Raw genomic sequence first — 20,053 nt, 5'->3', positions numbered from 1 at the left:
CCCCGCTGGGTTCGGCGGACTGGGGGCAGGGCGTTGTGTAAAACCCTTCGCATACGGCCTGGTGGTCAAGAGTACGCGTACTCATGACCACCAGGCGGCCCTCTCGCGATGCTGCCATCTCCGTACTGGTTGACCGAGGAGCAGATGTCATGCGCGTGAGGAAGACCATGGCTGCGGCCATGCTGGCAGCATGTGCGCTGACGGCCATCAGCCTGACGCCCGCCGGCGCGGCAACGGGAGACGGCCTCCTCCCGCACCCCGGGCCTGAAGGTCTCGTGTGGGTCGAGGAGATGACCGGGGACGGAGGAGTCGCTTCAGGCGGAGCGTGGGAGGCCCTGCCCACCGTGCTCACCGTGGCCTGCGAAGGCGGCGGCAACGTGCAGGTGACGATGCAGCAGCAGACGCAACTCGCAGCCTTGACAGTGGACTGCCCCGTCGGCACGGCCGGTGTGGGCTCAGTGACGCTGGAGGCAGGCACCGTACAGTCGGGCTCCTTCACCGTAGGGGTCGACGCCTCCAACGACGACGTTCGCTGGGCCGTGACGGTCACACAGCCCGAGTAGCCCGGAGCACACCACGCTGTGCGAAGCAGGTCGCACAAGCCCCGCAGGTGCGAGGGCTCACTGCGCTGCCCCCGCGTGCGCGGGGATGGCCCCACCAGCGACGCACTGGAGAACGCGAGATTCGGCCGCTCCCTGCCCACGCGGGGATGGTACGTCGGCCCGTAGTGCCGGGCTTTCGGTCGCTTGGGTTGTTGTAAGACGTCGTTTCCTTTGGCGTGATCGCTCGCTGTTCCGTGCATGACGGATCTGGTCGAACGGTTGGTGCCGGAGGAACTATGGGTGCTGTTCCGGCGGGTGGTGCCGCCAACTGAGGTGAAGCGTCCGCAGGGCGGGGGCCGACGCCGGGCCGGTGACCGCGAGGCTCTCGCCGCGATCATCTTCGTGGCCACTTCGGGCTGCACCTGGAGGCAGCTCCCGCCGGTGTTCGGCCCGGCCTGGCCCACGGTCTACCGGCGCTTCGCCCAGTGGAGCCGGGAACGGGTCTGGGCCCGGCTCTACCGCGTGGTCCTCGACGAGCTCGGCGCGCGGGGCGAGCTGGACTGGTCGCGGTGCGCGATCGACTCGGTCAGCGTCCGGGCTGCAAAAAAGGGGGCCGCTGACGGGACCGAATCCGACCGATCGCGGCAAGTTGGGATCGAAGATCCACCGGATCACCGACCGGAACGGACTGCCGTTGTCTCTGGGCATCTCCGGTGCGAACATGCACGACAGCCAGGGCCTCGAGCCGCTCGTGCGCGGTATCCCGCCCATCCGTTCCCGCCGAGGCCCGCGCCGCCGGCGCCCGGCGAAACTGCACGCGGACAAGGGCTACGACTACGACCACCTGCGCCGATGGCTCCGCGCGCGGGGAATCCGCCACCGCATCGCCCGCAAGGGCATCGAGTCCTCGCAGCGGTTGGGCCGCCATCGCTAGGTAGTCGAGAGAACTGTGTCCTGGCTGGCCGGCTGCCGTCGCCTCCACCGCCGCTACGAGCGCAAGGCCGAGCACTTCCTCGCCTTCGTCGGCATAGCCACGACCCTCATCGGCTACCGCCGACTGATCCGGTGAGCCAGTCGGTCGGGAGCAACAGTCGGCCAACACCGGTGGTGTCAGTGACGGCTCGTAGGGTGCGCTGGTACTCGACGAGGAGGTTCCATGGGCTTTTCCGGTCATCTGGTTTTTGCATGCAGCGAGCGCCCGCTGCTGGAAGCACCCCTGTTCGGCGGAAGCGATTCAGGGCCGAGGGACGAAGTGCATGAGTGGCGGTCGCGACCGGGCGGCTGGCAGACCCTGCAGTTGGAGCAAGGCGCCTGGGAGGACGAGTACCTGTTCGCCTTGGTCGAATGGACCGGTGCGCCAGCTTGCGTCGCCGATGTCTCTGACAGCAGCGTCGCCCTCTTGACCGGTCTGGACAGCAACGGTCGGCGCTGGCAGGCATGGCTCAACCTGGACAACGCCGCGGCCCTCCTCGTCGAGGAACCCGAGGACGTGGACGATGTGAGCCTGTGGGTGGCCACCCCGGAGTTCGACGAGGCCGTCAGGCATAAGCGAGCAGAGCTCGATGCGGAGGTGCCGGCCGACGCCGAGGGCGCTCTCGTGTGGGCTTCAACGGCTGGTGTCCAGGCCGCGGCGCAGCAGTCTCGGATCGAGGAACTGCTGCGTGCACGGGAGACCTTCGTGGAGGAGCTGTTCGATGCGCTGCTGGATGAACTGGGCTTCCCTGAAGCCGCCCAGTCCTCACCGCAGCCATAAGAAACGACGTCTAAGTCGCGCTGAGCGGTGTCGAGACGCTGATTCGGTCTCCGCGGTTGCGAACCATCATGCTCGCCATGCCCTGTGAGCCGCGCCCACAGCCTCAGAGTGAGCGTCAGCGTCAGCAGATGGAGTCGAACTTGCCGCGCTCACCCGCGTACAGATTCGTCCCCATGCGGGTGAAGACGGCCTTCGTCAGGCCGGTCGACGGGTAGAAGTACGTTCCGCCTGCCCCTTACGCGATCAGCTCAGGACGGCCGTCGCCGACGACGTCGCCGACGAGCTGGGTGAAGGCGCCCCAGCCGCCGCCGATCCTCTGGAGGGTGGTGAGGGCGCACCGTCGCTAGCCAGGAGGCTTCCCGAGGCGGTCGCCAGGCCGCCGCCGCTGGTCGGTGTCGCGGTGACCTTCCAGTCGTAGGCGCCGTTCGGGGCGCTGAATCCCTTCAAGACAGCGTCCCAGGCGAAGGCGAAGGTGCTTCCCGAAGCCGGCGGGTCCAGGCGCCGTACGAGCTCCCTGCCCGTGGCCTCGGTGCGTGCGTGCGAGGTCCACTGTGGCGCCGGGGCGGGACAGAGTCCACCCGATCGCGGCGGTCGGGACCCGCCATCTCCAGGTCCACCGAGGCGGGGCCCTGGAGAGCCGATCAGCGGAGGTCCGTGATCCGGCCGGTGTGCGCAGCGAGCGTCACACCCGGATGGATGCCGCCGGTGTCGCCGGTGCCCTCACCACCAGGGAGCCATCCCGGGCTGTGCCACGCTGGAGAAGTCGTCCAGGAGCATGGACGAGGCAGAGCCGGTGGCGGTGAGATTCCGCGCGTACAGCCGTGACCGTACCCGCCGTGCCGTCCTGGACTGGCTACCACCGACACAGCTGCTGGCCGAACACCGGCACCCCCTCACCTGCTGACCCCCGCTCCATCTCGCGCTCGTCTTCGGCATCGACGAGAAGACCGCCATCCGCTACGGCGAGTTGCTCGGCAGCTTCTAGCATCAGAAGTCGAGGACGCCACGGGAGGTCATCGGCATGCGCATCTCAACCGACGACGGCCGTCTCGGGCTGATCTTAAGCCCAGCAGGTGATCCCTGAGACGCGCGTTTCATTCGTTTCCAACTCATCGTGGACTCGATCGTCATGGGCGATCCAGAGCCCTGCATCCTCGGCTCGATGATGCTGACACTGCAGAACATGGCCAGGCTCGAGGACCCGCGTCTGGCCCAGCCCGACGCTGACCCGGCCGCGACGCTGTCCGTGTTGCGCTCCGATGCCGCCCTGAACGATCGGTCGCTGCTAGGGCTGTTGTGAAAGTGCAGTTCGCCGCTGCGGTGCGGGCTCTGTGTCGGTTTCAGGTGCCCCATCCCGCCTCCCGAAAGGAGGTTCTTGAACGCGTTCAATTGGTGTGCCAGGGTGTACCCGTCGTGGTTCGTCCATACCGGTGACCCGACCGCGACGTCACGGGGAGGAATGTCGGTGAGTGGTGTGGCGAAGATCGGAGCGTTGATCGGGCGGGACGCCTACAGGTATTTGGTGGTCTTCTGTGGCGCGTGGGTCGCCTTCCTGGGCGCGCTCATGCTCCTGGAAGGGGGGCCCGTCGAGGGGTACATCGATCTCCTTGTGGGTCTCTTCGCGATTGCGGGCCTTCCCTCGGTGTCGCTGGTGGTCATCGCCCGACTCCTGGCACGGAAAGGAGATGCCGGGGTGTTCCCTGCTGTGTGTGGAACGCTGCTGCTTCTCCCCGCGCTGTTTCTCCTCTTGATGGGAGCTTGGTCCGCGTTCCTTGTTCAGGTGGCTGTCCTGATGGGCTTCTTGGTGTGGAGCGCGTGGCGCACGCGAAGCCTGTGAGGTTTCAGGCTCGGCGCATCGCGACGGGCGCGCCGGCGTCGGCGGGCGTCGAGGCTTGTTCAGTGCGGTTCTGTTGCAAGAGTGCTGGTCAAAGCCATTCGTTGATGACTGCGACCAGCACTGTTGCTTCGTAGCGAACGGCGAGCTTGCCGTACTGCGTGGCGACAGCGCGGTTCCTCTTGAGGCGGTTGATCCCGCACTCCACCGCATGATGCTCTCGGTAGTCGACCGGGTCGAGATGCGGTGGCCGGCCTCCGCGGGAACCGAGCTTCTGGCGGTTGTGCGCCTGGACGGCCTTGTCCAGGATGGTGCAGCGGATCCCGCGGCGGCGCAGGTAGGCGCGGTTCTCACGGGAGGCGTACGCCTTGTCGGCCCGCACTCGATCGGGGCGAACGCGCGGCCGGCCCGGTCCGATGCGGGGCACGCGGACCTTCTCCAGTACCGGTTCGAACTGCGGCGAGTCGCCGCGCCGTCCGCCCGTGATCACGATCGGCATGGGCTTCTGGCCCTGCTCGACAGCGAGGTGGAGCTTGGTGGTGAACCCGCCGCGCGACCTCCCCAATCCGTGGTCTCCAGGCTCGGTGAACACGCCGCCCGGTGGCTCCTTCTGCAGGTCGCCCTGCTTGCGGGCTCCGGCCGCGTGCTGGTGGGCGCGGCAGACCGTGGAGTCGATGCTCAGGTCCCAGACGATCGCGCCCTTCGCGTCGGCCAGGGACTGGAGCCGGGTGAGGATCCTGTGTCAGGTGCCGTTCCGCTGCCATCGGCGGAACAGGTCGTAGACCCGGCTCCATGGTCCGTACTCGACGGGGATGTCCCGCCATGGGGCACCGGTGCGGACCCGCAACCGTATGCCGTCGATCAGCTGCCTCCGGGGCCAGATGGGTGGCCGGCCCGCCCTGGTGCCCTTCGGCGTGCCCTTCGGCAACAACGGCTCCAGCGCCGACCACTGCTCGTCCGTGAGATCTCCCCGCCCCATGGACCTTGATCATTCACAGACCAAGATCCACTTGCGACACACGACCTAGGGGCGGCCGAGTCCCTCGACCAATGCCTGGTCCGCGGGTATATCCACGGCACGAATGCGATCGTGATCGGCGAGCCCGCCGAACCGCCCGTACAGACGCGCACACCCCATGTCGCGGTCATCTCACATAGGTTGAGTGCCCGTCCCAGCCCGCGTGAGTACGCGTACTCACGCGGAGCGGGGCGGCTTGATCAGAAGCTGTGCACATGAGACGAACCCCTGCCTCGCCCAGCATCCTCGCCCGCTCCTCCCGCCGGCCGCGGCTCACCCTGGCCATGACGGCCGTCGCTGTGCTGGCACTTGGCGCGTGCGGCACTGAGAAGACGACCACAGGTGGAGAGCCGGCCGTGCGCGCAGAGGCCGTGGGGAACCGACAGCCTGATCCGACCCTCGCGGAGATACAGGAGTACATCGAGCAGTCGTGCCCCCCGCCGGGCGCCCCGCCCGTGGCGCAGCCGAGCAGCCCGCCGTCGGTACCGACCGGAGCGGCGCCGTTGGCCGACATTGTCGAGCCGGTCGAGCCCACAGCGGGGCCGGAAGTGGAGCTGAACGGGCGTGACTGGTGCGCGAGCAACCTCCACGAGCAGCGCATCGCCGAGGCGCTCTGGAATGTGGGGGACCCCACCCCCACGAAGGTCAGGGCGATCCTGAACGACCTCGGCTACGTCGACGAGCGCATCCACGACCTGAAGCAGTCCGGTACGACCACGAAGTTCTTCCTCGACCTGCGAGAGAAGGGCGGGCAGCTCTGCCTGGACGGCACGGCAGCCGGCGACGAGACCGTCGTCGACAAGTGCGTAGCCCCCGCGACCGGCCCGTTCACGCCTGAAGGTCGGAAGCAGTGACCGCGAACCTGGCGTGATCGACCCGAGCCAAGGGCACTCGGACCTCGGAAAGAGTCACTCAAGGTCCAGTACGACATGTACGAGCGATGGGCCCCGCCGCCGTGACAGTGCCGTGGTGGCGGGGCCGTGGCGGTGTGAGGGTCAGGAGACCCAGACGTACAGGTCGTACAGGCCGCCCGCGTTGCGGACGCACTTCGCGGATCCGGCGTACGAGTCCCGGAGTTCGACGCAGTCGCGCCTGGAGAACTCGCCCATCCACTCCCAGCCGGCGGCCAGGGTCGGCGCCGAGACTGACGCCCGGACGGGGGCCGGGGCGGCGGAGGCCGCGACCGTCGCCGTCATGATCAGGGCCGCTGCGGTGGCGATCGCGGCGAAGGCTCGCTGTGCTGTCGTGCGCATGGACTCTCCCTCAGGTTGATGATCTGGTGTACGTGCTGTGGCGTGCAGTGGCGTGCAGTGGCGTGCTCTGACGCGCTCCTGTCCGTCAGGAGCAGTACGTGGTGATCGTGCTCGCGTCCGAGGAGACGTTGCCCGAGTAGATCCAGCCGTAGGGGGCGGCACCCCCGACGCTGACGTAGTACCACTTGTTTCCGGACTCGTTGTACGCGTAGCACCAGCCGCCGAGCCGCGTCCCCACCTGGAGCGTGTAGCCACTGGCGTTGCCGCAGCCGGCACCGGGGCCGGTCCTCAGCCAGATGGCCCTCGTAACGCTGGCCCCGCCCGGTCCGTTCGAGCCGGGGTTCTCGTAACACGACGCGGCGGCCGCGCGGGGCGCGTTCGACGGGATCCAGTCCGGGGCCTTGTTCCCCATGGCGGCAGTGGTGGCCGTGGCGGCGGTGGCAGGGGCGGCAGCGCTGGCGCTCCCACGATCGTGGCTCTCCGCCGCGAAGGAGGCGGACGCCGCGGGCACCACGCCCGCCACGATGGCGGCGGCGAGCGATACGGCGGCGAGCGCCGGACGAACCTTGCTCATGGAGTGGGTCTCCCTCGTTAGTCGATAGTCGATCGGTCCCCCGTTCGGCACCAGAAGGTGTCAGGCCGCAGGACCGCCGATCCAGGGCTTCGGCCCGTCCCGGACAGACCGTCCCGTGTCCTCGCAGGCGGGGCAGCCCTCCCCACCCGTGTCCCGGACGCGAGGCCCGTGAGCCAGTCGCGCTCCGGTGACGGCCTGATTCCGGCTGGCTCGGGCGCAGCCGTACCAAGGATGCTCTGGGGCATGCATCCCACACCCGCGCTCCCGAACCCGGCCGAGGCCCGGAACTCCGCTGAACTCATTGTCTGTATGCGGAAGTTGAGAGAGCAGACCGGGCTGACCTATCGGGATCTGGAGCAGCGAGCGGAGCAGGCCGGCGAGGTGCTTCCCCGCAGCACCCTGGCGACGGCCCTGAGCCGGGACGCGCTGCCCCGGCCGGAGTTGTTGCGTGCGTTCGTGATGGCGTGCGGGCAAGGGGACCGGGTCGAGGCGTGGGCGGCAGCGCGTGACCGGATCGCAGCCCAGGGTGGTGGTAGCGCGGAGAGCGCGGCCGGCGAGGTTCCCGGCCTCGAAGGTGCCGGTGAGCGCGCGGGCGCCGTTGACCAGACGGATCCGGGCCCGGGGCCTCGTAGCCGCCTCCGCGCCCGCTCCTCACGATCCACCCACGGAGGTACGCCCCCCACCGGTCGCGCCGGGCCTCTGCGCCGCCTCGCGCTTCCCGCTGCCGCATTACTGGCGCTCGCAGTCCTGGCCATCGGCGGCCGCCTGGCGCAGGCGGGTGCGGGAGCGAGCGACCCGGCCGCCTCTGCCGTCGCAGACGCTGGTTCGCTCTCCGGGCCGGTAGAGCCCGGTACGTACCGGATCCGGGCGGTGAGCTCCGGGCTGTGCCTGGGGGAATCGACCTCTCGGGACGGCGGGGGTGCCGTGGAGCAGTACGCCTGCCCGGCGAGCATCCCCGTCTACCTCCTGGAACCGGCGGGCGGTGACCAGTACACGATCCGCTCCCTGCACCCCGTCATGGGGCACGGCTGCCTCGGCGTGGACGCCGGCCTGAGGACCGACGGCGCCCGGCTGATGAACGACTACTGCGGCCGCCGCGGCACCGCTGAACGCTTCAGCGTCCGAGCCACGGCCGGGGACGGCGACCGTACGTACCGAATCCTGCCGGTCCACACCGCAGCCTGCGTCTCCATCCCCGGCGGCAACCGCACCCCGGGCGCGGCAGTGGTCCAACTACCGTGCACACAAACACAGTCGGGCCAACTCTTCACCTTCGACCCGGTACCGGCCCCCACGGCCATCCCCGACATCAGGTCCAACTGACGCGGACGTAAGGAAAGTGCCGCCGTATCCGCCCACGGTCGCCTGGGTATGGCCTTCATCGCGCTACGGGCCCAAAGCAGTCCGCCTCCCGTGCGAGGAGCCCTGCTGTACCTCCATGTGCCCGGGTCCAGTACTGGACGAAGCTGGTCGGCGTCCCGAGCGTCCGCCGGTACGGGTGTCACCAGGGACGGGCGCGCCCCGGACCGTCCGCAAAAACGGATGGTCCGAGGCGCGCCTGGCGCGGCAGGATGCTCCGCATGACATTGCCCACCCCCGAGCTGCACACCGCCCGCTTGCGACTGCGGCCGTTCACCGGCGCCGACGCGGCGTCGCTCTACGCGCTGCACAGCAGGGCCCACGTGCTTCGTTACTGGGACTCCCCGCCGTGGACGGAGCCGGCCCGGGCCCAGCGCTTCATCGCGACCTGCCGGACGATCGAGGAGGAAGGCACGGGAGCGCGGGTGGCCGTCGAACGCGTCGGCGACGGCGCGTTCATCGGGTGGTGCGGCCTGACCAGCTGGAACCCGGACTTCCGCAGTGCGTCCCTGGGGTATGTCTTCGACGCCGCCGCATGGGGCCACGGCTACGCCACGGAGACCGCCCACGCCGTCCTGCGGTGGGCGTTCGACACCCTGGACCTGAACCGCGTCCAGGCCGAGACCGACACCCGCAACGTGGCGTCCGCCCGGGTCCTGGAGAAGCTCGGCTTCGTCCGTGAAGGCACCCTCCGCGAAGACTGCGTCGTCAACGGCGACGTCTCCGACTCCTGGGTCTTCGGCCTCCTCCGCCGCGACTGGCCCCCGACGACCAGCAGCTAGGGCGTTTATCGAAAGTATTTTCTAGGAGATCGTCAGGCTGCCCGGCTACGGTGCGGGCATGGTGAATTTCGTGCTGGTTGCAGGTGCGCGGCTCGGGGCGTGGGCGTGGGGCGAGGTGGTGCCGTATCTGCGTGCGGCCGGCCATGGCGTCTATCCGTTGACGCTGTCCGGTCTTGCTGAAAAGCGGGGTGTACCGGCGGGGCAAGCGACTCACGTCCAGGACATCGTTGCCGAGGTAGAACGCCAGGACCTGCGTGACGTGGTCCTGGTGGGTCACAGCTACTCGGGCATCCCGGTCGGTCAGGCCGCGGAGCGGATCGGTGACCGACTGGCCCGCGTGGTATTCGTCGACTCAAGTGTTCCAACTGACGGCAAGTCGTTCGTCTCCGCCTGGCCGGACGGTGGGGCGGCAGTGGAAGCATCGATCGCCGAGAACGGAGGGTTTTGGCCGCTCGCGCCGGCTGCTCATTACGACGGCGAAGGTCTCACCGATGAGCAGATCGCACGCATCGTGCGTGGCTCGACGCCTCACCCAGGTGCCACGCTGACCGAGCCCGCTGTGCTGGCGGGGCCGCTCGGCGAACTTCCGGCGACGTACATCCTGTGCGTGATGCCGAGGGCCGAGCCCGACGACGCCGAGCCCGACGAAGATGTGGCCGAGCTGCTGAACAGCAAGTGCTGGCGGCTGGTCAAGATGGACACCGGCCATTGGCCGATGTTCTCCCAGCCGCGCGAGCTGGCGCAGATTCTCCTCGATGCTGCCGTGGAGTGAGAACACCACCTCCATGCCTGCGGGCTCGCATACGCTGCGGCAATGAACGCGCCTGTCACACTCATTGCCGCCGCGACACCGACCGCTCCCGCTCTCGTCCTTCGCCCCTGGTGCGCGGAAGACGTTGCCAGGCTGGTGGACGCTTTCCGTGACCCCGATCTGCGGCGTTGGACGAGCTTGCCCATGGAGAGTGAGGACGATGGGCTGCGATGGGTGATGGCTCAAGAGCGGGGCTGGGCAACGGGCGCGCGGTTCGGTTTCGCTGTCCTTGAGGGGACCGCCGATGCGGGGCCGTCGCGGTTGGTGGGCAACGTGGTGCTCAAGGGAGTCGGACTCGGCAAGCCTTCCGCCGAGGTCGGTTACTGGACGGCAGCACAAGCTCGTGGGCGAGGCGTGGCCCCGCGAGCCCTGGAAGCCCTCACCGTCTGGGCCTTCGATGCCTTCGGGGCGGATGGTCTGGAATGCCTTGAACTTCTCCACCAGGTGGACAACCTGGCATCCTGCCGCGTCGCTGAGAAGAGCGGCTACGCGCTCGACCGCATCCTGCCGTCGGCTCCTCCCTCCTACCCGCTCGATGGGCATCTGCACATACGGTATGCGGCTGCCTGACGTGATGGACGAGGCCCTGGGAGTCGCGCCATCGGGCGACGTCACCCACCGTCCTTTGGCCGCGTTGGTCCGACCGTGAAGATGACGACCGTACTTGCCGGGGCCGCGCTCGCCGCCCTCACCTTCAGGTGCCCCACGAGGTCGCGGTTCACACACGTCGCTCCGTGGCGCCGAGGGCGCGGAAGACCGTGGTGTGCAGCGCGGTCCTTGCCTGGGCGTTCGTCATGCGGTCGGAGTTCACCGCTTCACCGGCGGCGTGTCCGAGAGCGACGATCATGGACACCAGCCAGTGCGGAGGCAGGTCAGGGGCGAACTCGCACGCTTGCTGGCCCCGTTGGATGAGACGCCCCAGGCGGTCGGCGACGGGTTCGTGGCGCGCCTGGTCGTTCCCTACCGCCGTGTCGGTGGGCATGGCCTGGAGCAGCGGTGCGTTGTTCTCGAAGGCATGCCAGGCGACGTCGAGAAACCTTGTCAGTGCGGCCGTGGCCGGTCCTTCGCCGAGGCGGGCGGCGTCCATGGCTGCGACGGCGTCCTTGGTAATCCGGTCGACGGTGGCCGCGAGGAGTGCCTCGCGCGACGAGAAGTGGGCGTAGACCGTCTGCCTCGTCACGCCCGCCTCAGTTGCGATGGCCTCCATGCCGGCGTCCGGGCGCTGCCGCAGCAGGCGGACCGCCGCATCGAGGATGGCAGTCCTGCTGCGCTCGGCGTCGGCGCGCCGTCGACGTTGGGGTTCCCCAGAAGCGGTCATCTCTTACAGCCTTGTCTAAGTTAGCGTTTCCTCTATATCTTACAAAGGCGTAAGAGATCGTAGTCGGGGCGCGCTCTCCGTGCCATGCCCACCACCCGGCCCCCACCACCCGGCCCTCGCCATCCGCATCCGCCGATCGGAGCGTCATGAAGGCACTCGCCGACACCACCCCCGAGCAGTTCATCGAGGACTTCTTCGACTCCCTCACCGCGCACACCGTCCGGGGAGACACCCCGGAATCGGTGATGGACCGTCACTTCACGGCGGATGTCGTCCAGATCAGCGACGGAGTCCGGCTCGACCACGGCCGACTCCTCGCGCACCTCCGCCCCGTGCACCGAAACGTGACCGGCTGGCGGTTCGACGTTCACGACGCCATCGCGAACGGCGGCCGGATCGCTGCCCGCCTCACGATTCACGCCTGGACGCGCAAGGGTGGCATGACTGCCACCGAAGTTCACGTCTTCGCGGAGTTCACCGACGACGGGCGCATGCGCCGGTCGCACCAGCTCACCCGAGTACTGCCGCCGCCGCTCGCCGCCGCGACCGAGCCGGCCTGACACCCGCCCATTGCGTCTGGCTCCGCTTCACGCGGCGCCCCAACGACAGAGGTACCGACATGCGCGTGCGCATCGCCCATGGACTCGCCCTGGTGTCCACCGGTCTGCTCGCCGGCGCCTTCAGCTATGGCGCCGCCAATCTCGTCCCGACCTTCAATGCCGTGCCGATCGACATGAGGCTCGACTTCCACGCCGAGCTGATGAAGGTCAACGGGATCACCGTGCAGGGAGCCATGGTGGTTTCCACCCTCGGCTCCCTCACCCTCGCCGCCCTGACGCGCGGTCGGGCCCGTGCCCTCGCAGCCGCGGCGGGTCTCCTCACCTTCGCGTCCTTCCTGATCACCCGGCTCGGGAACGTCCCGATCAACGGCCGCATCAAACAGTGGGCCGCCACCACACCGCCGGCCGACCACGCCGAGATCCTGCACCGCTGGGAACTGTTCAACAACGCACGGACCCTCACGGCTATCGCCGCCTTCGTCCTCCTGATCCTCCTCGCCCTCTCTGGCGGGCCGTTGAGCAGGGCGCAGGGCCGGACGCGAGCGTCTGATGCCGAATCAGAAGTCCCTCGCCCCGTTCGCCCCGTTGTGATGTGATACCCCGTTCGGAGGCCGGCCCGGACGGGGCGGTGTCGCCAGGCCGTCCGGGTCGCCGAACGAGCCCAGTTCACCGCCCGCGCTACTTCACCCTCGACGGCACCGACCACGCCACGAGGAACGTGCGGGGACCATCGCAGTGCAGCTCATCGGCTGGTCGCAGGACGGGCAACAGGATGCCGTGCTCTTTGCTTCCACTGCCCGAAGGTAGTGCCTCCGCGCAGCGGACCGCCCCCCCGACCCGCGATCCCTCGCCAACAGGGCAAACGTTGCCTTACGCAGCACTAGCTCTCCGTCACCGCCTACCACCGACGGGTGCACCGGGCATCCGCCTGCGCCGACTTTGCCGCCGCGTGCAGTGACGTCGTTGCTGCCCACTCAGTTCGTAGCGAGCGAGCGAGCGCGCACGGCGCAGGGCGTTGTCAGTGGCCTGCGTTACGGTCGTCGTTCCCTGTGGGGTGCCCCTGCCCCACCCGGCCTTTATGGCAGGCCGGGTGGGGCAGGGATGGCACGTCCCCCATTTTCGGCACGAGGGTCGGGCCGCTTCCGGATGGAAGGGCGACACCGAGGTGTCCTGCCTCCATATGAGGGGGTCTCCGGCTCGAATGCAAGGAAAACGGGGAACTTCGTCGGCGCGGCTGCTCCGGCGTGCCGCACATGTGTGGGAACGGTCATTTCCAGCCGTTCGGATGCCCGTTCGGGACTCGTAATGTTCCGCGATTTCATGATCACGTCGCGTGATCTTCCTCCGTGGGTCCATGCTGATGCTCCCTCAGAAGCGGCTCGGCACCCGCTTGTTGAGGGAACTCACTGGCGTGGTCTCCCGGATGGCTGCGGCACGACCCGAGGAAGGGTGACGTGAAGAGGAAGAAGATGGCGCCGGCAACGGTGCTGGCGCTGACGTTCGTGGTGTTCGGCTGGAGCGTGACCATGGCGGCCATGGGCCACGCGGCCCTCATAGCCCTCGCGGCCCCCGCGCTGGGCCTGACCGTGACCCAGGTCCTCGACGGAGTCCGTACGGGCACCGCACCGGCCTCCCGCCGCCCGGCCGCGGCGACCTCTGACAAGGAGGACGACGCCCCGTGACCATGTCGTCCACCAACCCGGGACCGGACGAACCGGCTCCGCTGCGCCCAGGCCGGAAGCTGGGTCCCATCGCCGACAGTGTCGGCAGCGCCCACCGCTACTGGCTGGACCCCACCCGCGCACGCTACCTGGCCACCGGCCGCACCCTCAGCGACCTCAGCTTCCGCGTCCACCTGGCCAAGTCCAAGCTCTCCGAGCTTCTGCGCGGCGTGGGCCGCTACCCGCGCTGGGAGGTCATCCACAGCCTGGCCGGGGAACTCGGCATCCCCGGCTGGCCCCTGTACCGGCTGTGGAGACAGGCCGCCCTCGACGCCGGGAAGACCCACGACTGGGTCGACCGCTCCTCCAGCAACGCCGTCATGACCGACCGGCCCGGCCCGCCCCTCGCCCACGGAGCCCTCCGCGCGATCGTCGTCGAGGACTACCGCCGCTACGCCGGCGTCTTCCTGCCCGACGCCGCCCGCGACATCGCCGTCGAGGACACCTTCGCCATCCTGTGGCTGTCCTTCGACGACGCCCTCGCCAGCCCCGACACCCGCCGCTACGCCTGGGAGATCCTGCGCGCCACCGTCAAGGCCAAGGCCGACCACCGTGACCACCGGCCCCTGCTCGCCAAGGCCGCGTTCGAGACCGTCGCCCTGCGCGAACAGACCACCCTCGAAGGCGAGATGGCACAGCTGGCCGAGAGCCTGGAGCTGTTCACGGTGATCAGCCGCCTCCCCGACGCCCAGCTCGACGTCATCGTGCTTCGGCGTCTGTGCGGATTCTCCACCGAGAAGGTCTCCGACCTCCTCGGCATCCCGCTGGCCGCCGTCCGCTCCAACGAGCGCCATGCCATCCGATTCCTGGAAGACACCATCGAGCGGCCCGACACCGGAGGAACGACCCCATGACCAAGCTCGACGACATCCTTTCCAGGGCGCTGCTCGCACCACGCGGCGCCGCTCCCCGCGACACCACCCCGCCCCACCCCCGCACCGGACCGGCCACCTACCCCGTCATCCCCGGCCACACGACACCCTCGTCCGTGATCGCCGCACAGGACCTGCGTGCCCTGTGCGAGGCCCTCGTCCGACAGGCCCCCGCCCACGCCGTCTCCGACTTCGTCACGGATCAGATACCCGAACCCCACAGCGCCCTGTTCCTGGCGTGCATCCTGCAACTCGCGGACACCGACGAAGCCGCGAGGTTCTGGTGGCAGTACGCCGCCGGTGCCGGTCACGTCGGGGCCGCCTACTGCCTCTACCTGCACCATCTCGCTCTGGGTGAGACCCACACGGCCCGTTGGTGGCACACGCAGACCAACGAGGACACACCTCCTCGGAAGATGTGGACCAAGGTCCACGCGACCGGCGCCCTGTTCGACCTGTGCCACGAGGACAGGGCATCCACCACCACGATCATGCGGGTGCTGCGCAACCTGACCCGGAACGTCAGCCGCCCCCGGTCCGCCGTCGTCACCGAGCTGATGGAGTACATCTCCACGGCCGTCGCCGTCGGCTATCTCCGCGAGCCGGACAGCGAACTGCCCCTGCCCGGCCCCTCCTTCGCCCGCGAGGTCGAAGCACTCCTCGACGAAGCCGCCGCTCCGTCCCGCCGCCCCGCCGACCGACCGGAGCACCCTGGCGACCACCCGGTCCCACGAAGGAACCCACGCCACACAGCACCAGCCCGTGACACCGGTGAGGCCGCCGTCCGCTGAACCGACTCCGACTGTGTGCCCATGGTGCGCTCTCTCACCATTCACCGTCGTCCCACTGGTCGAGCACAGCCTCGGCGTCCAGCGTGGATTCGGCGACCTGCTCGTTCAGGGTCTGTTCCGCCCAGATGACCTTGCCGCGGTCGGAGTAACGCGCGCCCCAGCGTTGGGCGAAGCGGGCGATGAGGAAGAGTCCTCGTCCGCCTTCGTCGGTGAGGGCGGCTTTGCGGAGGTGGGGTGCGGTGCTGCTGCCGTCGGAGACTTCGCAGACCAGGGTGTCGCCGGAGTGGACGAGGCGTAGTCCGATGGGGGGCTTGCCGTAGCGGATGGCGTTGGTGACGAGTTCGCTGACGATCAGCTCGGTCCCGTACATGACTCCGTCCAGGCCCCAAGCGCGCAACTGCTCGCCGACCTGCGCGCGGTAGTCGGCGACGGCGGACGGGTCGGAGGGAACCTCCCAGGCGGCGATCCGGTCCCGGGGCAGCCGTCGGGTGCGGGCCACGAGGAGGGCGATGTCGTCGTGCTGTTCGCCCGGGGGCAGGGAGGCGAGCACGGCGTCGCACGTGGCCTCCGGTGTCCGGGCCGGATGCCCGAGGGCCGTCCTCAGCTCCGTCAGACCGCGGTCGATGTCCTGCCCCCGCCGCTCGACGAGTCCGTCCGTGAAGAGCACCAGCCGGCTGCCTTCCGGGAGGTCGAGCACCGCCGTCTCGAAGGGCAGTCCGCCACCGACGCCGAGCGGCGGCGAGACCGGGATGTCGGGGAAGGAGACGGTGCCGTCCGGGTCCACCAGGGCGGGGCTGAGGTGGCCGGCCCGCGCCACGGCGCAGCGTCCGGTGGTCGGGTCGTAGATCGCGTACACGCAGGTGGCGCCGGAGACGGGGACGTCGGCCTCTCCTTCGGTGTCGAGACGCGTCACCAGTTCGTCGAGGTGGGCCAGGATCTCGTCCGGCGGCAGGTCGAGGGCGGAGAAGTTGTGCACCGCGGTCCGCAGCCGCCCCATGGTGGCGGCGGCGTGCAGACCGTGTCCGACGACGTCGCCGACGACGAGGGCGACCCGGGCGCCGGGCAGGGGAATGACGTCGAACCAGTCCCCGCCCACCCCCGGGCGGGCGGGGAGATAGCGGTGCGCGGTCTCCAGGGCGGCGACCTCGGGCAGGACGCGGGGCAGCAGGCTGCGCTGGAGCGTGGTCGCGGTGGTGTGCTCGTGGGTGTAGCGGCGGGCGTTGTCGATCGACACGGCGGCCCGCGCGGCCAGTTCCTCGGCCACGGCGACGTCCTCGGGCCCGAAGGAGGCGTTGTCCGAACGCCAGAAGTCCACCATGCCGAGCATCACGCCACGCGCCTGGAGCGGGGCGGAGATCAAGGAGTGGATCCCGTACGCAAGCACCCTGCGCGCCCGGTCGGGATCCTGGTCCCGGAACCCGTCCGAGACCGTCAGATCGGCCTGGAGGACCGCCCGCCCCGCCAGCGCCCCGGCGGCGACCGGGCTGGAGGGGGCGAAACGGATCAGCTCGCCGACGGGGTAGAGCGGGTGGTCGTCGCGGATGCCGGCGGCCGCGGTGCGCCGCATCTCCAGGCTCGTGCCACGGGGTTCCTCGCCGCCCAGCACGGGCTCCAGCAGTTCCACGGTGACGAAGTCCGCGAAGCGGGGGACGGCCACCGCGGCCAGTTCCTCGGTCGTCCGTACGACGTCGAGCGTCGTCCCGACCTGCGCCCCGGCCTGGTAGAGCAGGTCCAGCCGGCCGCGGGCCATCTCCGCCCGGCCGGCGAGCAGGCGGAGTTCGGTCGTGTCCCGCAGCGTGCCCACGGTCCCACCGCCCCTGGCCGGCGGCCTCTCGACGGGCCGCACGTTGACGGCGAGCAGCCGCTTCCCGGACCGGACCACCTCGTCCGTGACGGCCCGGCCCGAGGTGAGAAGCGTGGCCGTGGCCGGTGAAAGGCCCAGGTCGGAGACACGCCGCCGCTCGGCGTCCGCGGGCAGGCCGAGGAGACGGTGGGCCTCGTCGTTCGCGAGCAGCAGCACACCGTCGTCGTCGACGATGAGCACGCCCTCCCGCACCGAGTGCAGGACCGCGTCGTGGTGCTCGTACATCCGGGTCATCTCGGCGGGACCGAGGCCACGCGTCTGACGGCGCAGGCGCCGGCTCACCACGGCGGACGCGCCGGTCGCGAGCAACAGCGCCCCGGCGGCGACCCCGATCAACGCCGGCAGCTGCCGCGCGACCTGCTGGTCGACGCTCTTCACGTACACCCCGACCGAGATCAGCCCGACGACGGACCGCCGCTCGTCGAAGACCGCCACCGTCGTGTCGACGGCGCGCCCCAGCGCGCTGTCGAACTCCTCCTGGAACGGTTCGCCCGACAGGGCAGGCCCGAACTCGCCCGTCACATGACCACCGATGCGCCCCGGGTCGGGGTGCGACCAGCGGATGCCGTCCGGATCGAAGGCGACGACGTATCCGACGTCCGCGTCCCTGCGCATGCGTTCGGAACTCGGTTGCAGTACGGCGCTGGGGTCCGCCGACCGCATGGCGGCCACCGTGCCCGGCGCGTCCCTGAACGTCACGGCGACCGACAGCGACTTCTCCAGCGCGTTGTCGATGGCCTGCCGCCGAGCCTGGAGGACCAGCAGGGTCACGGTAGCCGCGACGAGCACCAGGACCACGAGGACCTGCAACAGGAACACCTGCCCCGCGACGCTCCGCGGCAGCAGCCCGACCGGGCCACGCCCGCCCTCCTCCAGGTCCCGGCGGTCGTCCTGGCGCGTTCTTCTCATGGCCCGAGTCTCGCCGCTCAGGACGGCCGGGCCGGTGAGGCGTGCCCGGAACCGGACGAATGCCCTCCGTCCACCCGGCCGCACCTGCCGCACCTGCCGCACCGGCCGTCCGGGCCCCACCTGCCGTGGTGGAGTGATCGAGGTACGCGCACGAGCCACGCCCGCCGACCACGTGGGTGCGTGGCTTCGTCCCCCGCCCGGCCGGGGGGCGTCCTTGGGCCGTTCGCCGAAGCACGCGGCAGGGTGTCTTTTCCGCCGATCTCGGTGATCGGCAGCACCTCGCGCGGACCGGCGCGGGATGATCGGGCGAGTTGCCGAGGACGGGGCGCCGAGGGCGGGGCACAGAGTGCTACCGGGCCGGGGGAGTGGGCGAGTGAGTGTGAGTGATCATCGGTTCAATCCGCCGCCGAACTGGCCGTTGGCCGAGGGCTGGGTGCCCCCGCCCGGCTGGCGGCCGGACCCGTCCTGGCCACCGCCTCCGCTCGGCTGGGAGCTGTGGCAGGCCGATGCGTCCGATGCGTCCGAAGTGCCTCCAGTGGCGACGGTTCCCCACCAGCACGTGCCTCAGGCCGTCGCTCCCGCCGGCCGGAAGAGGGGCTGGTTCGGCCGTCTGCGGCGTGACGAGGGGAGCGAACTCGAAGAGCTGAGGCAGTGGATCGCGCAGGCCCATGGCGCGGACGCCGCCCAGGTCGCCGGACTCGTGCAGCGGACGCGCCAGGAGGCGGCCGCGCTGCGGACGCAGGCGCAGGCAGAGGCCGAAGCCGTCGTCGTACAGGCCCGCCAGGTCGCCAAGGACGTCAAGGCCGACGCGAAGCAGGCAGCGAAGGAGACCGAGCGGATCCGCAAGGAAGCGGAGCGGTACCGCGGTGAGATCTACCAGGCCGAGAGCCGCCTGACCGAGCTGCGCGCGCAGATCGTCACCACCGACGAGACCGTCCTGCTGCAACAGGCCGGGATCTACGCCTACCATCACCAGCTCCACGACGCGGTCGCCTACCGAAGCCGCCTGGACTCCCTCAAGGCCGAGATCAAGAACCTCGCACGCGACAACCAGGCGGTTCTCGCCGCCACCGACTGGACCGTCAACGGCTCCGCCCGCGAAGGCCGCAAGATGATCCGCGACTTCTCCAAACTGATGCTCCGCGCCTACAACGCCGAAGCCGACTACGCGGTCCGCACGATGCGCCCCCACCGCCTCACCTCACTCGTCGACCGCCTCTACAAGAGCCGGGAGACCATCGCCAGACTCGGCGCCACCATGCACATCCGCATCTCCGACGCCTACCACGACGCCCGCGTCCGCGAACTGCACCTGACCGCCGACTTCCTCCAGAAGAAGGACGAGGAGAAGGAGGCCCAGCGCGAGGCGAGAGCCCGCGAACGCGAGGAAGCGGCCGCCCAGCGGGAGCTGGAGCGCGAACGGGAGAAGCTGAACAAGGAGCTCAACCACCACGAGGCCGCCCTCGAACGCCTGCGCGCCCAAGGCGACCACGACGCCATACGCGACATGGAGGCCAGGCTCGCCGAGATCCAACAGGCACTCCAGGACGTCGACGCCCGCGCCGCGAACGTCCGCACCGGCTACGTCTACGTCGTCTCCAACATCGGCGCCTTCGGCGACCGCATCGTCAAGATTGGCATGACCCGCCGCCTCGAACCCCTCGACCGCGTCTACGAGCTCAGCGGCGCAGCCGTCCCCTTCCGCTTCGACGTCCACGCCCTCATCTTCAGCAAGGACGCCGTCGGCCTCGAAACCCGCCTCCACCAGGAATTCGCCGACCGCCGCGTCAACCGCGTCAACAGCAGAAAGGAGTTCTTCTACGTCACCCCCACCGAGGTACGCACCGCACTGGAACGCTTCGCGGGCGAACACCTCGTGGAGTTCACCGAGACCCCGCAAGCACTGGAGTGGCGCGCCAGCACGACGGACTGACACCGATCCCGGGGCTGTCGCTGGAGGCGGAGCCTGCCGCCCTGGCCATCGGGGCACTGACGGGGGCGGCGACGGGTTGAGGGCGGGAGACTGTGGCCACAGTCGTCAGCATCGTGCGGGAGCGTCTTGCCGCGGGCTCGCGGGCCCGCGAGCCCGCGC

At 69.6% G+C, this 20,053-nt stretch carries 19 protein-coding genes and 2 pseudogenes; 16 read left to right on the top strand and 5 right to left on the bottom strand.

The window, feature by feature from the left end; all coding sequences use genetic code 11:
• The first annotated feature begins 149 nt into the window (after nucleotides 1-149).
• The 5 genes and pseudogenes from ACFXMG_RS10625 (at nucleotide 150) to ACFXMG_RS10605 (ending at nucleotide 4,132) form a co-directional block, all read left to right on the top strand.
• Nucleotides 150-563 (top strand): hypothetical protein, encoded by a 414-nt coding sequence (locus tag ACFXMG_RS10625; RefSeq protein WP_383814881.1) that lies wholly within the window; start codon nucleotides 150-152, stop codon nucleotides 561-563.
• Nucleotides 564-800: 237 nt separating this feature from the next.
• A pseudogene (locus ACFXMG_RS10620) lies at nucleotides 801-1,611 on the top strand (IS5 family transposase).
• Nucleotides 1,612-1,698: 87 nt separating this feature from the next.
• Nucleotides 1,699-2,295: a hypothetical protein gene (locus tag ACFXMG_RS10615; protein ID WP_383814883.1), complete on the top strand. Its 597-nt coding sequence runs from the start codon at nucleotides 1,699-1,701 to the stop codon at nucleotides 2,293-2,295.
• A gap of 1,114 nt (nucleotides 2,296-3,409) precedes the next feature.
• Nucleotides 3,410-3,595, top strand: coding sequence for a hypothetical protein (locus tag ACFXMG_RS10610; protein WP_383814885.1), 186 nt, complete (start codon nucleotides 3,410-3,412; stop codon nucleotides 3,593-3,595).
• Between the two features lie 75 nt (nucleotides 3,596-3,670).
• Entirely contained in the window at nucleotides 3,671-4,132 is a 462-nt protein-coding gene (locus tag ACFXMG_RS10605) for a hypothetical protein (protein WP_383814887.1), read from the top strand.
• Nucleotides 4,133-4,220: 88 nt separating this feature from the next.
• Here the strand turns inward: ACFXMG_RS10605 and ACFXMG_RS10600 are convergent.
• A pseudogene (locus ACFXMG_RS10600) lies at nucleotides 4,221-5,108 on the bottom strand (IS5 family transposase).
• A gap of 542 nt (nucleotides 5,109-5,650) precedes the next feature.
• On the opposite strand from ACFXMG_RS10600, the gene ACFXMG_RS10595 reads away from it, so the two are divergent.
• On the top strand, nucleotides 5,651-6,001 hold the full coding sequence (locus ACFXMG_RS10595) for a hypothetical protein (RefSeq protein ID WP_383814889.1): 351 nt from the start codon (nucleotides 5,651-5,653) through the stop codon (nucleotides 5,999-6,001).
• A 141-nt stretch (nucleotides 6,002-6,142) separates the two neighbouring features.
• Here the strand turns inward: ACFXMG_RS10595 and ACFXMG_RS10590 are convergent, their stop codons facing one another.
• Both ACFXMG_RS10590 and ACFXMG_RS10585 read right to left on the bottom strand, forming a co-directional pair.
• Nucleotides 6,143-6,400, bottom strand: a complete 258-nt coding sequence (locus ACFXMG_RS10590) for a hypothetical protein (protein WP_383814891.1) — start codon at nucleotides 6,398-6,400, stop codon at nucleotides 6,143-6,145.
• 85 nt (nucleotides 6,401-6,485) lie between these two features.
• Entirely contained in the window at nucleotides 6,486-6,974 is a 489-nt protein-coding gene (locus ACFXMG_RS10585; RefSeq protein ID WP_383814893.1) for a hypothetical protein, read from the bottom strand.
• A 924-nt stretch (nucleotides 6,975-7,898) separates the two neighbouring features.
• Here ACFXMG_RS10585 and ACFXMG_RS10580 point away from each other — a divergent pair.
• From ACFXMG_RS10580 to ACFXMG_RS10565, 4 genes are all read left to right on the top strand, one after another.
• Nucleotides 7,899-8,297 carry an RICIN domain-containing protein gene (locus tag ACFXMG_RS10580; protein ID WP_383814895.1) on the top strand — a complete coding sequence of 133 codons (399 nt, stop codon included), beginning with the start codon at nucleotides 7,899-7,901 and terminating at the stop codon, nucleotides 8,295-8,297.
• Nucleotides 8,298-8,554: 257 nt separating this feature from the next.
• Complete coding sequence (locus tag ACFXMG_RS10575) at nucleotides 8,555-9,115, top strand: GNAT family N-acetyltransferase (protein WP_383814897.1); 561 nt, start codon at nucleotides 8,555-8,557, stop codon at nucleotides 9,113-9,115.
• A 58-nt stretch (nucleotides 9,116-9,173) separates the two neighbouring features.
• The gene (locus ACFXMG_RS10570) at nucleotides 9,174-9,887 is read left to right on the top strand and encodes an alpha/beta fold hydrolase (protein ID WP_383814899.1); all 714 of its coding nucleotides are present in this window, start codon (nucleotides 9,174-9,176) and stop codon (nucleotides 9,885-9,887) included.
• A gap of 42 nt (nucleotides 9,888-9,929) precedes the next feature.
• Entirely contained in the window at nucleotides 9,930-10,496 is a 567-nt protein-coding gene (locus ACFXMG_RS10565; RefSeq protein WP_383814900.1) for a GNAT family N-acetyltransferase, read from the top strand.
• Between the two features lie 148 nt (nucleotides 10,497-10,644).
• On the opposite strand, the gene ACFXMG_RS10560 is transcribed toward ACFXMG_RS10565, so the two are convergent.
• Complete coding sequence (locus ACFXMG_RS10560; protein ID WP_383814902.1) at nucleotides 10,645-11,244, bottom strand: TetR/AcrR family transcriptional regulator; 600 nt, start codon at nucleotides 11,242-11,244, stop codon at nucleotides 10,645-10,647.
• Between the two features lie 146 nt (nucleotides 11,245-11,390).
• Here ACFXMG_RS10560 and ACFXMG_RS10555 point away from each other — a divergent pair, with 146 nt between their 5' ends.
• The 5 genes from ACFXMG_RS10555 (at nucleotide 11,391) to ACFXMG_RS10535 (ending at nucleotide 15,188) form a co-directional block, all read left to right on the top strand.
• Nucleotides 11,391-11,804, top strand: coding sequence for a nuclear transport factor 2 family protein (locus ACFXMG_RS10555; protein ID WP_383814903.1), 414 nt, complete (start codon nucleotides 11,391-11,393; stop codon nucleotides 11,802-11,804).
• A 59-nt stretch (nucleotides 11,805-11,863) separates the two neighbouring features.
• Nucleotides 11,864-12,400 carry an anthrone oxygenase family protein gene (locus ACFXMG_RS10550; protein WP_383814905.1) on the top strand — a complete coding sequence of 179 codons (537 nt, stop codon included), beginning with the start codon at nucleotides 11,864-11,866 and terminating at the stop codon, nucleotides 12,398-12,400.
• 858 nt (nucleotides 12,401-13,258) lie between these two features.
• Nucleotides 13,259-13,486: a hypothetical protein gene (locus tag ACFXMG_RS10545; RefSeq protein WP_383814907.1), complete on the top strand. Its 228-nt coding sequence runs from the start codon at nucleotides 13,259-13,261 to the stop codon at nucleotides 13,484-13,486.
• 2 nt (nucleotides 13,487-13,488) lie between these two features.
• On the top strand, nucleotides 13,489-14,379 hold the full coding sequence (locus ACFXMG_RS10540) for a sigma-70 family RNA polymerase sigma factor (RefSeq protein ID WP_383815001.1): 891 nt from the start codon (nucleotides 13,489-13,491) through the stop codon (nucleotides 14,377-14,379).
• Nucleotides 14,376-15,188 (top strand): hypothetical protein, encoded by an 813-nt coding sequence (locus ACFXMG_RS10535; RefSeq protein ID WP_383814909.1) that lies wholly within the window; start codon nucleotides 14,376-14,378, stop codon nucleotides 15,186-15,188. The genes ACFXMG_RS10540 and ACFXMG_RS10535 overlap by 4 nt, the downstream gene beginning before the upstream one ends.
• 34 nt (nucleotides 15,189-15,222) lie before the next feature.
• On the opposite strand, the gene ACFXMG_RS10530 is transcribed toward ACFXMG_RS10535, so the two are convergent.
• The gene (locus ACFXMG_RS10530) at nucleotides 15,223-17,961 is read right to left on the bottom strand and encodes a SpoIIE family protein phosphatase (RefSeq protein ID WP_383814911.1); all 2,739 of its coding nucleotides are present in this window, start codon (nucleotides 17,959-17,961) and stop codon (nucleotides 15,223-15,225) included.
• Between the two features lie 535 nt (nucleotides 17,962-18,496).
• Here ACFXMG_RS10530 and ACFXMG_RS10525 point away from each other — a divergent pair.
• Nucleotides 18,497-19,894, top strand: coding sequence for a DUF4041 domain-containing protein (locus ACFXMG_RS10525; protein ID WP_383814913.1), 1,398 nt, complete (start codon nucleotides 18,497-18,499; stop codon nucleotides 19,892-19,894).
• The last annotated feature ends 159 nt before the right edge of the window (nucleotides 19,895-20,053 follow it).

It is taken from the genome of Streptomyces sp. NPDC059201 (genome assembly GCF_042754585.1).
In the GTDB taxonomy this organism is placed as follows: Bacteria; Actinomycetota; Actinomycetes; order Streptomycetales; family Streptomycetaceae; genus Streptomyces.
This window is presented reverse-complemented; position numbering and strand designations above follow the sequence as displayed.